The following is a 16,261-nucleotide window of genomic DNA, read 5'->3' as shown; positions in this document are numbered from 1 at the left end:
TATTGAAAATAAGAACACTGTTGTAGGTGCTCGAATAACACACAAATTTTAGAACCCGGCGACTTATTAAGTCATTGTTTAGATTTAAGAAGCGCCACAATCATGTTGTAAATGATTAACATCACACTCCCTGATGGTTCCGTTCGTCAGTATGACAAGGGAATTACATCCATGCAAATCGCATTATCAATTTCAGAAGGTTTAGCGCGTAACGTTTTAGCAGCCGAAGTAAACGGACAGGTTTGGGATGCCAGCCGCCCGATTGAGGAAAATTCGACTGTTAAGCTGCTTACCTGGAATGATACCCAGGGTAAATCAACTTTCTGGCATTCATCAGCCCACTTAATGGCTGAGGCTTTAGAGGCGCTTTATCCAGGCACCAAATTCGGTATCGGTCCGGCTATCGAAACCGGTTTTTACTACGATGTTGATTTTGGCGACCGCGAATTTTCATCAGACGATTTTAAACAAATTGAAGACAAAATGCTGGAGCTTGCCAAGGCAAAGTCGGAATACATCCGCAAGCCTGTAAGCAAAGCCGAAGCTTTAGCATATTTTACTGAAAAAGGCGATGAGTACAAGCTTGACCTGATAAAGGACCTGCCTGATGGCTCGATCACTTTTTACAGCCAGGGTAATTTTACCGACCTTTGCCGTGGTCCGCACATTCCGAATACTGGCTTTATTAAAGCAGTTAAATTAATGAATGTTGCAGGGGCTTACTGGCGCGGCGATGAGACACGTAAACAGTTAACCCGGATCTACGGTGTTACTTTTACTAAGGCCAGCGAGCTTGCTGATTATCTGCGTATTATTGAGGAAGCTAAAAAGCGTGACCACCGTAAATTAGGTAAAGAACTGGAACTGTTCGCCTTCTCAGAGAAGGTAGGTATGGGCTTACCTTTATGGTTGCCAAAAGGTACTGCCTTACGTGAGCGCCTGGTTAACTTTTTACAACGCGCACAAGTGAAAGCCGGGTATGAGCAAGTAATTACTCCGCATATAGGACATAAAAACCTGTATGTGACTTCTGGCCACTATGAGAAATACGGTAAAGATAGTTTTCAGCCGATAAAGACACCGCAGGAAGGTGAGGAGTTTTTCCTGAAACCGATGAACTGTCCGCATCATTGCGAGATCTATAAAACAAAGCCACGTTCATACAAGGACTTGCCAGTTCGCTATGCTGAATTTGGTACTGTTTACCGTTACGAGCAAAGCGGCGAGCTACACGGTTTAACCCGTGTACGTGGCTTTACTCAGGATGATGCACACTTGTTTTGCCGCCCAGACCAGGTGAAAGAAGAATTTAAAAAGGTGATTGACCTTGTATTATATGTATTCTCAGCCCTGGGCTTTGAAGATTATACTGCACAGGTATCATTGCGAGATCCGGAAAATAAATCAAAATACATTGGTAGCGATGAAAACTGGACATTGGCTGAGGCTGCTATCCAGGAAGCTGCTGCCGAAAAAGGGTTGCCAACAGTAGTCGAACTTGGTGAGGCTGCATTTTACGGCCCTAAGCTTGACTTTATGGTGAAGGATGCACTTGGACGCAAATGGCAGTTAGGTACCATCCAGGTTGATTATAATCTTCCGGAGCGTTTCGAGTTAGAATATACTGGCAGCGATAACCAGAAACACCGCCCTGTAATGATCCACCGTGCACCGTTCGGTTCACTGGAGCGTTTTGTGGCTGTTTTGATTGAGCATTGCGCCGGAAACTTCCCGTTATGGTTATCGCCAGAACAATATGTTATTTTGCCGATCTCGGAGAAATTTGAAGATTATGCGAAAAAACTTTCAGATGAATTAAAAAATTCCGATATTCGCGGGCTAATTGACTTCAGAGATGAGAAGATCGGACGTAAAATCCGGGATGCTGAAGTGAAGAAGATCCCTTATATGCTGATCGTAGGCGAGAAGGAAGCTGCCGAGGGCACTATTTCAGTTCGTAAACACGGTCAGGGTGATTTGGGAAGTTTAAGTATAGAAGAATTTAAGCAACAATTAATAAAAGAAACAACAGTATAACTTGGCATTAAATAAACCAAATTTTAGTAGAGGGCCACGTCCTCCATTCAAGAAAAAAGAAGCGGAACATAATATCAACCAATTTATCCGTGCACAGGAAGTGCGTTTAGTTGGCGATAATATTGAGCAGGGAGTTTACTCATTAAGAGATGCACTACGCATTGCTGAAGAGCAGGAACTTGATTTGGTTGAAATATCTCCTAACGCTAATCCCCCTGTTTGTAGAGTAATAGACTATAATAAGTTTATTTACGAACAGAAGAAAAAGCTGAAAGAGATCAAAAGTAACGCTAAGCAAACGGTTATTAAAGAAATACGTTTCGGGCCAAATACTGATGATCACGACTTTGAGTTTAAGCTGAAACATGCCATCAAATTCCTGGAAGCAGGGGAGAAGGTTAGGGCTTATGTACACTTTAAAGGCCGTGCTATTGTTTACAAAGAGCAGGGCGAGATTTTGCTGCTGCGTTTTGCACAGGCATTAGAAGAAGTGGGTAAGGTAGAGCAGCTTCCGAAACTGGAAGGGAAACGTATGTTTTTAACTGTTGCGCCTAAGGCAGCTAAAAAGTAATTGACTTAAGATAAAACGTAGCGATACGTTCATTTAAAATAAATAAACAGTTATGCCAAAAATGAAAACCAATTCCAGTGCTAAAAAGCGTTTTAAGCTTACTGGAACCGGTAAAATTGCTAGAAAAAACGCATACAAAAGCCACATCTTAACCAAGATGTCTAACAAACGTAAGCGTGCCCTTGGCCAAACCAGCTTAGTTGCTGATGCCGACATGGGTAATGTTAAACGTATGCTTTGTATCGGAAAGTAATTAATTAATTTTTTAACCAGGCTTTAGAGTATTAAAGATCCTTAACGGACACTCACTGCCAAAAACAACAAAAGATGCCACGTTCAGTTAACGCAGTAGCGTCGAGAAGACGAAGAAAAAAAATCATGAACCTCGCCAAAGGTTATTGGGGTTCACGTAGCAAGGTTTACACCGTTGCAAAAAACACAGTTGAAAAAGGTTTACAGTATGCTTACCGCGACCGTAAAACCAAAAAGAGAGAATTCAGAGCTTTGTGGATTCAGCGTATCAACGCTGGTGCCCGTCAGCATGGTATTTCTTACTCTCAATTAATGGGTAAATTAAATGCTAAAGAAATCGGTTTAAACCGTAAGGTATTGGCTGATTTAGCAATGAATCATCCAGATGCATTTAAAGCTATTGTTGACGCTGCTGTGAAATAAGCAAACACAATACTTTTACCGAAAGGCTCCGTTTACGGAGCCTTTCTTGTTTATTGTCATCACTTAACATAAACGTCATTTTAACTGCATATTAATTTCATGCCTGTATATTAACTTAGTACTATAAAGTTCAAGCATATGAATTTGTTAGCTAAGTTATTCAGGATGGTTACTAACCTGCGCGAAAGGTTAATGATGAATAACATCCGCTCAGTGTTTATGCATTAATGCTTATAAATACTTTGTCTTATTTATTTTCTTTTATATTTTCATGGATATTTATCCGTGCCTGTATGCCCTCCGCTAATTTTCTGAAACTTTACTTTCAATTACGGGTTTGTTGTTTGCGTGTTGAATCTGCATTATTGAATGAATAAGTTTAAGAAAATAGACTTCGGGGAAGAATTTCATTGGGGCGTATCCGCAGCAGCTTTTCAAACAGAGGGGGCTTGTTATAAAGATGGTAAAGGTCAATCTATATGGGACGAGTTTACTACCCGGAAGGGGAAAATATTAAATGGTGAGACCGCTTTAACCGCATGCGATTTTTATCATCGTTACCAGGAAGATATCGACATTGTTAAACAGCTTAATATTCCCAACTTTCGTTTTTCAATATCATGGACCCGCATTCTGCCTGAAGGTACCGGTGAGGTTAACCAGGCCGGTATAGACTATTATAATAAAGTAATAGACTACTGCCTTCAACAAGGTGTTGAGCCCTGGCTTACCTTGTACCATTGGGATTTGCCGTATGCGCTTGAACTTAAAGGTGGCTGGACGAACCGCGAAGTAGTAAACTGGTTTGGCGAGTTTGTAAATATCTGCGCAGATAGCTTTGGCGACCGCGTAAAGTACTGGATGGTCATGAACGAGCCTTCTGTATTTACGGGTGCGGGTTATTTTTTAGGTATACATGCCCCGGGCCGCACAGGTTTAAAAAACTTTATACCTGCTATACATCACGCCGTATTGGCTATGGCAACAGGTGGAAGGATACTGAAACAAAAGCTGCTTGATGCCGAAATTGGCACTACATTTTCGTGTTCGCACATTGAACCGCATACACAACGGCACAAAGATATTGCAGCAGCTAAAAGAGCGGATGCATTAATTAACCGTTTGTTTATTGAACCTATATTGGGGTTAGGGTATCCGGATAATGTTCCTGCTTTAAAAAAGATAAAAAATTACTTTCAGGCAGGTGATGAAGAAGCAATTAAGTTTGACTTTGATTTTATTGGCTTGCAAAACTATACCCGCGAAATAGTACAATATTCATTTTTTACACCTTACATAGGCGCACGCCTGGTAAAAGCTAAAGACCGCAATGTGCCGCTTACCGATATGGGCTGGGAGGTACACCCGCCATCAATTTATTATATCATTAAAAAATACAGTGCTTATTCAAACATTAAAAAAATCCTGATTACAGAGAATGGAGCTGCTTTTCCAGACAAAATTGAACAGAATGAAGTTGACGATCCTAAACGGTTAGCCTATATTCATGACATGTTGGAGCAGGTTTTAAAGGCTAAGAACGAAGGTTGTAACGTACAGGGGTATTTTGTGTGGACGCTTACAGATAATTTCGAATGGGCAGAAGGCTACCATCCTCGTTTTGGATTAGTACATGTTGATTTTGATACGCTTAAACGTACTATTAAAAACTCGGGTCACTGGTACAGGGAGTTGCTTGGTGAGCAGTAGTTAAGCGACAGGCTTGTCTATCGAGATTAAAAATGTGGTGCCGCCCTGCGGATTATTCTCAAACCATATTTTACCATTGTGTGCTTCTACAATTTGTTTACTGATAGACAGCCCAAGGCCAAAAGATTTTTCGCCCATGGTACCTGGTCGTTTGGCTTCGGTAAACATATTAAACACTTTTGTTTGCATATGATCAGGTATTCCAATGCCATTATCCTTTACTGCAATGGTTGCATTTACCGGGCTTTCATCAATACTAACAAATATGTTTGTGCCGGCCGGACTGAATTTTATGGCATTAATGATCAGGTTACTAATTACCCGCCATATTTTTTCGCGGTTGATCAATAGGTAAAGAGGCGTGTTGTTATGACTGAGTACTATGTGCTGGTTTTTTTCTGCTGCTTTAAATTTCAATAATTCAATACTATTATTTACCAAAGTATTGATATCAACAAGTTGCTTCCTGGTATCATCTAAAACAAGGTCGGCAGCCTCAAATAATTCGTTAATTAATTCCAGTGAATTATCTGCACTTTCTTTAATAATACCAATAAACTCTTTTTGCTCATCGTTGCAATTGGTGTCATTAACCATCATGTTACTTAAAGCCGAAATGCCGCCGAGCGGGTTTCTCAGATCATGAGCAACTGTATGCAAAATGCGGTCTTTCTCGCGGCTGCTATCATTTAATTTGTCAAGCGTATGCTGAAGGCTGGCTTTTTGCTCATTAATTTCATGGTTAAGCATTTTAACTACCTTAAAATCGTGTTTTGAGCGCTGCCAGTTTCGGTAAATTAAAAAAGCTATAACCAATGACATGATAATAAACATCACAGCCAACAGCAGATAGGTTCTTTGTATACGATAATTGGTTTTTAAAAGAGTGATTTGGCGCTCCTTGTCGAAATTGGTTAGCTGTTCTGTTACATTGGCTTCGCGTAGCAGGCGGTTATTCTCATCAAGTGAATCTTTAAGCGAATTGTATTTTTTGAGATAATCAAAAGCTTCAGCATGTTTGTTGTTCAGGCTGTAATATTCGCTCATTAAACGGTACCAGTTCGCTTTTACATCTCCGTTGCTAATAGCGGATAGCTTGTGTTTAATGGTATCCAATTCTATCTTCATCGAATCGGTCCGATTATTTCTACCATAAACATCCGCTAACTTTACCATATTAACCAGTGCATCATTGTTATCGTGGTGTTTAATCGAGTTAATAGCGATGCTCTTTTTAAGCAATGGTATTGCAGAATTGTAATCTTTCTTTTTGATATAAACGTCTGCCTGGTTACCATAAATTACGGCCTGTGCAACAGGAGTGAGGTCAGCCTTTTCGGGAAACCGGTATGAGTTAGAGGTTATATAGTGAAGAGCATGATTATAATAAGCCATGGCGCTGTCAGGTTTATTCAGCCTGAAAAAAGCAATGCCAATATTATCCATTAACTCCTGATTCCGGTAAAAGGTTACAAAAGTATCATTGGTAGATTTTATTAATCCAAGGCTTTCTTTAAAGTACTTAACAGCAAGTGCGTAATGTCCCTGTTTAAAAGTAACCATCCCCATGCGGTACAAAAACTCAGAAGTTACTCTTCTGTCTAACTGATTTTTGCCAATCTGATAGCCGATGAAAAAATTTTGATAAGCTGTATTATAGTCTTTTAGCTCAAAGGCGGCGTCGCCTAGGCTTAACCTGCAATTGGCATAAAAGCCGGGATATTTTTGCTGGCCTCCATTCTTGTTAATTAGATTTAAAATACTGTCGGCGTATATGCGTGCTTTTAAAAAATCCTTTTTTGTAGTAAACATTACGGCGTAATGAAAACCCAACCTGTTTAAACGTTCGTTTAAAGTAGGGGATTTAATTTCCCTGAAAGCAGCATCAATGTATTTTTGTGCCGAATCGGGGTTATATTTATCATGGATAATAAGAGTTTGCTTAAATATGGCCTGATATTGTGCCGAAAGTTTAAGCTGGTCTTTTTCTTTTTGCTTACAGCCCCAAAAAAATACAAGTGAACAGGCGAATGCTATCGGCCATGTGAATATTTTGTATTTTTTTGTGTAACGAAAAGACATTAAGTGGAGGTGAAGGCAAATATATTACTACTTTCCACTTAATTTAATTATTTTTTTTCAAATTATTTAAAACCATCCAAACCAGTTATGTCCATACCGGTAATCAGTAAGTGAATATCATGTGTTCCTTCGTAGGTAACTACAGATTCGAGGTTCATCATATGCCGCATAATTGGATACTCACCCGTGATACCCATACCACCCAACATTTGCCGGGCTTCACGTGCAATGTTTAAAGCTGTTTCCACGCTGTTGCGTTTTGCCATAGAAATTTGTGCAGCAGTAGCCCGGTTTTCACTCTTAAGTGTACCAAGACGCCAAACCAGTAACTGTCCTTTGGTGATTTCAGTAATCATTTCTGCCAATTTCTTTTGCTGAAGCTGGAAACTACCAATCGGTTTGCCAAACTGTACACGTTCTTTAGCATACCTTAAGGCGGTATCATAGCAATCCATTGCTGCGCCTAAAGCCCCCCAGGCTATGCCGTATCTGGCCTGGTTTAGGCAGCCTAACGGCCCTTTCAGCCCCGATACATTCGGAAATACATTTTCTTTGGGCACTTTAACATTGTCAAACACCAGTTCGCCAGTTGCAGATGCCCTAAGCGACCATTTATTGTGCGTTTCCGGAGTGCTGAAGCCTTCCATGCTACGCTCAACAATAAGTCCGCGTATTTTACCTTCCTCGTCTTTGGCCCAGACCACTGCAATATCGGCAAATGGGGCATTTGAGATCCACATCTTAGCACCGTTAAGCAGGTAGTGATCGCCTGCATCTTTAATGTTAGTTACCATGCCGCCCGGGTTAGAACCATGATCGGGTTCTGTAAGCCCGAAACATCCCATCAGTTCGCCCAAAGCAAGCTTGGGAAGATACTTTTGCTTTTGCTCTTCAGAACCGTATGCGTATATCGGGTACATTACCAATGAACCTTGTACAGAAGCAGTAGATCTGATGCCCGAATCGCCACGTTCTAATTCCTGCATTATAATTCCATAAGCAGTATAATCTAAACCGGCGCCACCGTATTCTACAGGTATGGTTGGCCCAAATGCACCTATTTCGGCAAGGCCTTTCAGTAATTGCTTCGGAAACACTGCACGCTGTGCGTAATCCTCTATAATAGGGCTTAACTCCTTTTTTACCCAATCGCGTACCGACTGGCGTATCAGCTTATGTTCATCGCTTAGCAGTTCGTCAATTAAATAATAATCAGGCGATTCAAATAGGTCTGTTCTTGGCATCTGGAAAGGTGTTTTAACAAATCTAATCAAACCTGATAATGATTGTTTATTTTATTGCGCATTAATTTAATTTTGGCGTATGATGATGATGGAAGTAGCATTGCATAGCGCCGAGTTTTTTGCACGGCATGGCTATTATGCAGAAGAGCAGCAGTTAGGTAACCGCTTTGTTGTAGATATTGAAGTTGGTTTTATACCTGCTGATAATCTTGCAGAGGATAACCTGGCCAATACGCTTAACTATGAGCGTTTGTATGAAATTGCAGAAGAAGAGATGAGTACCAACCGCCAGTTACTTGAAACGGTTGTACAGGCAATTATAGACCGCCTTAAAGCAGAATTTCCTTTTGCGGTGCGTATTTTGGTGCGGCTGAAAAAACTTAACCCACCACTTAAAGGTAAGGTAAAATCTTCGGCAGTAACTATCACTTATAATAAACAAAGCAATTAATGGGCTACCAACTGATAACAGAAGATATTTTAAACGCTTTTAAAGCGATTGCCGGTGAAGCCAATGTACTTACTGCGCATGATGAACTTGAAAAATATAGCCGTGATGAGACAGAAGATCTGGTTTATTACCCTGAGGTAGTTGTTAAGCCACAAACGGCAGAACAGGTGGCCGGATTACTGAAGATCTGTAATGAAAAACACATTGCTGTTACACCGCGCGGGGCAGGTACAGGCTTAAGCGGTGGTGCATTGCCGGTGAACAAAGGCTTGCTGATTTCTATGGAGCGTTTCAATAAAATTCTACAGATTGACGAAGATAATTTGCAAGCTACTGTTGAACCAGGTGTAATTACCGAGGTTTTTATGGATGCTGTAGCTGAAAAGGGTTTGCTGTATCCGGTTGACCCGGCCAGCAAGGGCAGTTGTTTTATCGGCGGAAATGTATCTCATGGGTCTGGTGGCCCGAGGGTAGTAAAGTATGGTACCATTCGAGAATATATATTGAACCTGCAGGTAGTATTGCCCACTGGTGAAATCATCTGGACAGGCGCAAATACTTTGAAATATTCATCTGGTTACAACCTAACTCAATTGATGATCGGCTCGGAAGGTACCCTGGGCATTGTAACTGCTATAGTTGTTAAATTAATTCCTAGACCACAACATGATGTATTGATGCTGGCCTCATTTGCCTCAAATGAAGATGCCTGTGCAGCTGTGTCTGCAATTTTCAGGGCGGGTGTGGTACCATCGGCGCTGGAGTTTATGGAGCGCAGGGGAGTAGAGTGGGTGATTGAGCATGATGGAGTCAACTTTGATTTGAAAGAGGGCATACAGGCTTTTCTGTTGATAGAAGTTGACGGCAGCAGCATGGATCTGATCTTTGAAAACTGCGAACGTATCAATGGTGTTTTAGAAAGCTTTAATTGCCAGGACGTTTTATTTGCAGATACTGCCGCGCAAAAAGAAGAGCTTTGGGTAATGCGCCGCACCATGGCCGTATCCGTAAAATCAAACTCGGTTTATAAAGAAGAAGATACGGTAGTCCCACGCGCTGCATTGCCTCAACTGATAAATGGTATAAAAGAAATAGGCGGAAGATTTGGATTTGAATCCGTTTGCTATGGCCATGCCGGCGATGGCAACCTGCATGTGAACATCATTAAGGCAGGCATGAGCGATGAGGACTGGAATAATAAACTTAAAGAAGGTATTAAGGAGATTTTTGAGCTTACCGTTGCATTAGGCGGTACCTTGTCTGGTGAGCACGGCATAGGCCTGCTTCAAAAAGAATACATGCCTATCAAATATAGCGATGTACACTTTGCCTTGTGGCGTGGTATTAAGCAGGTGTTCGACCCTAATAACATTCTTAACCCAGGTAAGATATTTAATTGATCAACTGCCAGGTGCTAAATAATTAGCAGCCTGGCGGTTAATAAACGTTTTTCTTTAATGTGTATTGGTGATCAGCCCCGGCTTATCATACTCAATCATGCGCTGGCGTTCATTCTCGGGGATAGGCACCGACTCTTTAGCATCATAATCATAACTGATACAAACAGATTTGCCGGTAGTGCAAATTTCTTCCCCGTCTGGCGTGTTACGGGTTAAGAGGTACAACATATCAAAACTGCTGTTACCTATACGCGAAGTACGTACATAGCAGCATATGGTATCATCAATGGTTATAGGCTTTAGATAGTTGATCTCAGAGCGTCCTAAAATAACTCCTGCCTTTTTAAAATCCCATTGCGTAACATCTTTCCAGTAGTTTAAACGTGCAATTTCAAAAAAGGTAAGATATATCGTGTTGCTCACATTGCCGTAAGCATCAATATCAGAAAACCGGATCGATATAGGGAAACGAAAATTGTAATCAGAAATATTTTCAGCCATGAAATGTCATTTTGTCCTGTGGTAAATATTTTTTAAGACATAAAGTCATGTTTAGTTAAAAAATACTTGGTGGTACAGGAGTTGTACTTATAGCAACGAAGTTAATAAAACTAAAATAACGGAGGATATAAAAATGACACTTGTAAAATTTAATAACGGACCAAAAGCTAACGTAAATCCATTTTTTAACGATGTGTTTGACACTTTCTTTAATGACTCATTTATCAATGACCGTTTTGTAAGCAAAGTGCCTGCTGTAAACATTGCAGAAACTGAAAATAATTTCCACATCGAACTTGCCGTACCTGGTTTGAAAAAAGAAGATTTTAAAATCAGTCTTGATAAAAATGTGTTAAGCATTTCGGCTGAGAAAAAAACCGAGAATACCACCCAAGGTAAAAAATACAGCAAGAAAGAATACGCTTACAATTCATTTGTACGCTCATTCACCTTGCCAGAAAGCGCAGATCATGCAAAGATCGAAGCTGAATATGTTGATGGTATTTTAAGCCTTAACGTAGCTAAAAAAGAAGAAGCTAAATTTCAAAGCAGAGAAATTGCTGTGAAATAAAGAATTGTTTTCATAAATAGGTGTTGGTTTAGTTTGATTAGTCCCTTGCAGAATTCTGCAAGGGACTTTTTATTAGTTGCGCATATTAATGTATTGAAGCGGCTGTCCAAAATCTTCACCACGGCAAAGGCTGATTACAGCCTGCAGGTCGTCAATCTTTTTGGCTTGTACACGTACCTGGTCTTCCATAATAGAAGCCTGTACCTTTAAGCCACTGTCTTTAATTTTCTTTACGATCTTTTTAGCGGCTTCTTTATCTATACCTTCTTTAATCTTAATTTCTTTTCGGATCATGTTGCCAGAGGCTGATACCGGATCTTTATCGGTGTCAAGCGCTTTTGGGTCAAGTCCCTGCTTCATCATGCGGCTGATGATCGAGTCCTCAATGGCTTTAAGGCGCATGTCATTTTCAGTAACTATCGTGATCTCGTTGGTTTTTTTATCAAGGTCAACAGTGCTTTTTGAATCGTTAAAATCATAACGGTTTAAAATTTCTTTCTTAGCAGTATTAATTGCATTGTCCAGGGTTTGCCCGTCAATCTTGCTTACAATATCAAAAGATGGCATTTGGTAAATGGTTTAATAAATTATAATACAATAGTAAGGCTATAATGTTGATCTGTCAACCATTGTTAAAAATGCATGTTAAATTAAAACCAGCTTATTTAAAATTAAGTTAATATAATCTTAACAAATAAATCGGCAGTTTTGCATTAACACCCTAACTTGTCGGTTTACGCTCCAAATGGCTACTGAAAAACGAATACCTTTAATTAACAGAGAAATAAGCTGGTTATATTTTAATGACAGGGTATTACAGGAAGCTGCCGACCCAACCGTTCCGTTAATAGACCGTGTACGCTTCCTTGCTATATTTTCTTCCAACCTTGATGAATTTTACCGGGTACGTGTGGCTACTTTAAGCCGCCTTTCAAACCTGAATGAAAAAGCAAAGGATTTACTGGGATACAATCCTAAAAAGGTTTTAAGCCAGATCAAATCTATTGTTGTAAAACAAGAGAAGAAGTTTAACAACCTGTATGAGAATATTATTGTTAAGCAATTAGCTGAGGAAAAGATATTTATTTTAACTGAGCGGCAGATCAACGTATCACGTGGTGCATTTGTTAAGGAGTATTTTCGCAACAAAATATTACCGACCCTGGTGCCGGTTATGCTTGATGGGATCAACCATTTTCCCGAACTGCGCGACCGTGCGATTTACTTTTTCGTAAAGCTTACTACTAAAAAAAGAGTTTGGTATGCATTGATCGAAATTCCGGATAGCTTGTCGAGATTTTTGGTGTTGCCGCAAACAAATGATCTGAATTTCATCATCCTGCTGGATGACATCATCCGCTACAACCTCGACGAGATTTTCTTCATTTTTGAATATGATTCTATCGAGGCCTATTCCATACAGCTTACCCGCGATGCCGAGCTTGATCTGGACAAAGAGGTAAGCGAGAAGTTTATTGATGCACTTGCTAAAAGCTTGCAAAAACGCCGCAAGGGTAAGCCCATGCGCCTGCTTTATGATGCGGATATGCCTGCCGATATGGTTAACTACCTGGTAGGACAAATGAGCCTTCACCCGGAAAACCTGATCCCGGGTAACCGTTACCATAATTTTAAAGATTTTATCAGTTTCCCAAATACCAAAAAGCCTGACCTGGAATATAAACGATATCCGCAATTGCCGGTAGACAGTTTATCTTACCGTAAAAGTTTGCTGGGGCAAATAGCCATTAAAGACCATTTAATGAGCACCCCTTACCAGCCCTTTGAGTATATCACTCACTTTTTACGTGAAGCGGCAATTGATCCTAAGGTAAAAGAGATCAGTATCAGCCTCTACCGCCTTGCCGAAAATTCAAGCGTAATACATGCACTGATTAATGCAGCAAAGAACGGCAAAAAAGTATATTGCATTATAGAACTGCGTGCCCGTTTCGACGAGCAGAATAATATTTACTGGAGCAACCGCCTGGAAGAAGAAGGCGTAACTGTAATATATGGCGTCCCCAATTACAAAGTGCATGCTAAAACCTGCCTGGTAACGCGTATGCAAAAAGGAAAGCCATTCTATTACGCAGCATTATCCACCGGAAACTTTAATGAAAAAACGGCACAAATTTATGCAGATCATACGCTGTTTACTTGCGAAAAACGTATTACAACTGATCTGGCAGAGGTTTTTAAAGCCTTACATAAATCTGTATTGCCAAAAGGTTTAAAGCATCTCATTGTATCGCCAATAGATTCCAGGCCTGCTATTTATAAGCTTATTGACCAGGAAATTAAAAATGCAAAAGCCAAAAAAACGGCTTACATGATACTGAAGGTTAACAGTTTATCAGATGAGCAAATTATAGCCAAGTTGTACCAGGCCAGCAACGCGGGGGTTAAAATTAACCTGATAGTTAGGGGAATGTGTTGTCTTATAGGCGGTGTAAAAGGGTATAGCGAAAATATCAAGGTCATCAGTATCGTTGACAAGTACCTGGAGCACGCCCGTGTAATGATTTTTGCAAATGGTGGTGACGAGAAGATCTATTTAACATCGGCCGATCTGATGACCCGTAATATTGATAACAGGGTAGAGGTAGGGTTCCCTATCCTTGATCCTGCATTACGGCAAGAACTTAAAGACATTATCAAAATACAGCTAAGTGATAATACCAAAGCACGTGAATTAAATGGTATCGGAACAAATAAATATCACAAAACACGAGCCGACAGCACGCATCGCGCCCAAATTGAAATATATAATTACCTGAAATCTAAAATATAAGAAATTGAGATACGCCGCTATTGACATTGGTTCTAATGCAGTAAGGTTGCTTATTGCAGATGTTGTTAAGCACAACGACGCAACTTCGTTTAAAAAAAATACACTTGTACGTGTACCGTTGCGCCTGGGCGATGATGCCTTTTTACATCAGGAAATTTCACCTAAAAAGGCTGAAGACCTGGTAAAAACAATGATTGCCTTTAGTAACCTGATAGATGTTTACAAGGTGAACGATTACATGGCCTGCGCTACTTCGGCCATGCGCGAAGCTAAAAACGGGCAGGATATAGTTAAACGCATTAAAGAAGCTTCGGGCCTTGACTTGGAAATTGTACATGGGCAGCGTGAAGCAAATATTATTTATTCCAGCCATATCGAACAAAATATAGATAATACTAAAAACTATCTGTATATAGATGTAGGTGGTGGTAGTACCGAAATTTCTTTGTTTTCGGCTGGTAAAATGCAGGTGTCACAGTCATTCAATATCGGTACCATACGTATATTGGACAACCAGGATAAAGAAGAAACCTGGAATGAAATGAAGCAATTTGTAGTGCAAAATACGCGCAAATTCAAAAATGTTTCGGGTATTGGTACCGGTGGTAATATTAATAAACTGTATAAATTGTCTGAAGAAAAAGATGGCGCACCACTGTCTATCAATAAGTTAAAGGCGCTATACAATCATCTTAATTCATATTCGCTTAAAGACAGGATTAATATTTTAGGTTTAAATCCAGATCGGGCAGATGTTATTATTCCAGCGTGCGAAATATATCTTACGGTAATGAAATGGGCCGATGTAAAATCTATCTATGTACCAAGCGTGGGTATGGTTGATGGTATTATACAGACACTGATTGAAAAGAACAGCTAAACAAATTTGCTGTTAAATTATTTGAAAATTTTGTTTACAAATTAAAAAATATTATTACTTTTGTAATGCCCTCTCAAGGGCATGTTTTTCATAGGTAGATGTAGGGTCGAGTACGTGTATTCGACCCTTTTTTTTATGCCCTATATTTCCGTAACATTGTTGCCATAATTATGTTTATCTGCTAAAAAGCATGAGAAAAATTGTTATTGCTGTAACGGGAGCCAGTGGTTCTGTATATGCTAAAGTATTGTTTGATCAATTATTGAAAATAAAGGATCAGATAGACAAGATTGGGGTTATCATGTCTGATAATGCCAAAGATGTTTGGAAGTTCGAACTGCAAAACGAAGACTTTAACAATTACCCTTTCGATTTTTATCATAAAAAAGATTTTATGGCGCCATTTGCCTCGGGTTCTGCACGCTATGATACCATGATTGTTGTTCCCTGTTCTATGGGAACATTAGGACGTATTGCGGCAGGTACTTCTGATGATTTGATTTGCCGCGCTGCTGATGTGATATTAAAAGAGCGTCGAAAACTAATCCTCGTGGCTCGAGATACACCGCTTAATCTGATTCAGATCCGCAATATGGCAACCATTACAGAAGCAGGCGGAATTATATGTCCGGCGGTGCCATCCTTTTACAGTCTTCCAAAAACAATTGAAGATGTGGCACTAACGGTTGTAAACCGCGTAATTGACCTGGCAGGCCTAGAGCATGACAGCTATCGTTGGAACGATAGTAATTAATGCAGGTCGCTGTTTATTACTTTCCGCTCCACACGTTTATCCGGAATAAACCAGATAATCGCGACTACTACATACATAAAAACACTGACGTATGTATTGAAGAAGGCAGCAATGATGCCAACGATATATATCACCGGGGAAAATTTATCTTTCCAATTTTTGCTGAAAGCCTGAGCTAATTCAGAATTTTTACCAGCCTGCCTGATGAGATATTTAGCAAGTATTTCGTAAGCTATGGCATTAAGTAATAATATACAACCGTAGAAAAATACCGGCCACATGGCAAAGTAGTTTTCACCCATCCAGGCAGTTACAAACGGAATAATGGAAAGCCAGAATAACAGGTTAAGATTTGCCCAAAGTATTTTACCGTTGATTTTATCAACCATGTAGATCATGTGGTGATGATTATTCCAGTAAATACCTACGTATATGAAACTAAGGATATAGCTAAAAAACTTTGGTAGCAGGGGATACAGGTCTTTAAAATCAGTGCCATGCGGTACTTTTAGTTCCAGCACCATTATGGTAATAATGATAGCAAGCACACCATCGCTAAAAGCCTCTAAACGTCCCTTTTTCATAAATTAT

At 40.0% G+C, this 16,261-nt stretch carries 16 protein-coding genes; 11 read left to right on the top strand and 5 right to left on the bottom strand.

The window, feature by feature from the left end:
* The first annotated feature begins 111 nt into the window (after positions 1-111).
* From thrS to PQ461_RS11760, 5 genes are all read left to right on the top strand, one after another.
* Complete coding sequence (thrS, locus tag PQ461_RS11780; protein ID WP_274205716.1) at positions 112-2,037, top strand: threonine--tRNA ligase; 1,926 nt, start codon at positions 112-114, stop codon at positions 2,035-2,037.
* Between the two features lies 1 nt (position 2,038).
* Positions 2,039-2,608, top strand: coding sequence for a translation initiation factor IF-3 (infC, locus tag PQ461_RS11775; RefSeq protein WP_274205715.1), 570 nt, complete (start codon positions 2,039-2,041; stop codon positions 2,606-2,608).
* 52 nt (positions 2,609-2,660) lie between these two features.
* The gene (rpmI, locus tag PQ461_RS11770) at positions 2,661-2,861 is read left to right on the top strand and encodes a 50S ribosomal protein L35 (protein ID WP_274205714.1); all 201 of its coding nucleotides are present in this window, start codon (positions 2,661-2,663) and stop codon (positions 2,859-2,861) included.
* Positions 2,862-2,935: 74 nt separating this feature from the next.
* Positions 2,936-3,283 (top strand): 50S ribosomal protein L20, encoded by a 348-nt coding sequence (gene rplT, locus PQ461_RS11765; protein WP_274205713.1) that lies wholly within the window; start codon positions 2,936-2,938, stop codon positions 3,281-3,283.
* Between the two features lie 369 nt (positions 3,284-3,652).
* Entirely contained in the window at positions 3,653-4,993 is a 1,341-nt protein-coding gene (locus PQ461_RS11760) for a GH1 family beta-glucosidase (RefSeq protein WP_274205712.1), read from the top strand.
* Here PQ461_RS11760 and PQ461_RS11755 read toward each other — a convergent pair whose 3' ends face one another.
* Both PQ461_RS11755 and PQ461_RS11750 read right to left on the bottom strand, forming a co-directional pair.
* Positions 4,994-7,075: a tetratricopeptide repeat-containing sensor histidine kinase gene (locus PQ461_RS11755; RefSeq protein ID WP_274205711.1), complete on the bottom strand. Its 2,082-nt coding sequence runs from the start codon at positions 7,073-7,075 to the stop codon at positions 4,994-4,996.
* 62 nt (positions 7,076-7,137) lie between these two features.
* The gene (locus PQ461_RS11750) at positions 7,138-8,319 is read right to left on the bottom strand and encodes an acyl-CoA dehydrogenase family protein (RefSeq protein WP_274205710.1); all 1,182 of its coding nucleotides are present in this window, start codon (positions 8,317-8,319) and stop codon (positions 7,138-7,140) included.
* 79 nt (positions 8,320-8,398) lie between these two features.
* Here PQ461_RS11750 and folB point away from each other — a divergent pair, with 79 nt between their 5' ends.
* Together folB and PQ461_RS11740 are read left to right on the top strand one after the other, a co-directional pair.
* Positions 8,399-8,770: a dihydroneopterin aldolase gene (gene folB / locus PQ461_RS11745; protein WP_274205709.1), complete on the top strand. Its 372-nt coding sequence runs from the start codon at positions 8,399-8,401 to the stop codon at positions 8,768-8,770.
* Complete coding sequence (locus tag PQ461_RS11740; RefSeq protein WP_274205708.1) at positions 8,770-10,170, top strand: FAD-binding oxidoreductase; 1,401 nt, start codon at positions 8,770-8,772, stop codon at positions 10,168-10,170. Before folB ends, PQ461_RS11740 begins: the two co-directional genes overlap by 1 nt.
* 54 nt (positions 10,171-10,224) lie before the next feature.
* Here PQ461_RS11740 and PQ461_RS11735 read toward each other — a convergent pair whose 3' ends face one another.
* Positions 10,225-10,671 (bottom strand): acyl-CoA thioesterase, encoded by a 447-nt coding sequence (locus PQ461_RS11735; RefSeq protein ID WP_274205707.1) that lies wholly within the window; start codon positions 10,669-10,671, stop codon positions 10,225-10,227.
* A 133-nt stretch (positions 10,672-10,804) separates the two neighbouring features.
* On the opposite strand from PQ461_RS11735, the gene PQ461_RS11730 reads away from it, so the two are divergent.
* Positions 10,805-11,242, top strand: a complete 438-nt coding sequence (locus tag PQ461_RS11730; protein ID WP_274205706.1) for an Hsp20/alpha crystallin family protein — start codon at positions 10,805-10,807, stop codon at positions 11,240-11,242.
* A gap of 72 nt (positions 11,243-11,314) precedes the next feature.
* Here PQ461_RS11730 and PQ461_RS11725 read toward each other — a convergent pair whose 3' ends face one another.
* Positions 11,315-11,809 (bottom strand): YajQ family cyclic di-GMP-binding protein, encoded by a 495-nt coding sequence (locus PQ461_RS11725; protein ID WP_274205704.1) that lies wholly within the window; start codon positions 11,807-11,809, stop codon positions 11,315-11,317.
* A 178-nt stretch (positions 11,810-11,987) separates the two neighbouring features.
* On the opposite strand from PQ461_RS11725, the gene ppk1 reads away from it, so the two are divergent.
* From ppk1 to PQ461_RS11710, 3 genes are all read left to right on the top strand, one after another.
* Positions 11,988-14,036: a polyphosphate kinase 1 gene (gene ppk1, locus PQ461_RS11720; protein ID WP_274205703.1), complete on the top strand. Its 2,049-nt coding sequence runs from the start codon at positions 11,988-11,990 to the stop codon at positions 14,034-14,036.
* A 4-nt stretch (positions 14,037-14,040) separates the two neighbouring features.
* Entirely contained in the window at positions 14,041-14,916 is an 876-nt protein-coding gene (locus tag PQ461_RS11715; RefSeq protein WP_274205702.1) for a Ppx/GppA phosphatase family protein, read from the top strand.
* A gap of 190 nt (positions 14,917-15,106) precedes the next feature.
* The gene (locus PQ461_RS11710; RefSeq protein WP_274205701.1) at positions 15,107-15,670 is read left to right on the top strand and encodes a UbiX family flavin prenyltransferase; all 564 of its coding nucleotides are present in this window, start codon (positions 15,107-15,109) and stop codon (positions 15,668-15,670) included.
* On the opposite strand, the gene PQ461_RS11705 is transcribed toward PQ461_RS11710, so the two are convergent.
* On the bottom strand, positions 15,667-16,254 hold the full coding sequence (locus tag PQ461_RS11705) for a TMEM175 family protein (RefSeq protein WP_274205699.1): 588 nt from the start codon (positions 16,252-16,254) through the stop codon (positions 15,667-15,669). The two genes, PQ461_RS11710 and PQ461_RS11705, sit on opposite strands and share 4 nt — an antisense overlap.
* Between the last annotated feature and the right edge of the window lie 7 nt (positions 16,255-16,261).

Origin of the sequence: Mucilaginibacter sp. KACC 22063 (assembly GCF_028736115.1) — a bacterium.
In the GTDB taxonomy this organism is placed as follows: domain Bacteria; phylum Bacteroidota; class Bacteroidia; order Sphingobacteriales; family Sphingobacteriaceae; genus Mucilaginibacter.
The sequence above is the reverse complement of the archived record's forward strand: the minus strand, read 5'-3'. Positions and strand labels throughout refer to the sequence as shown.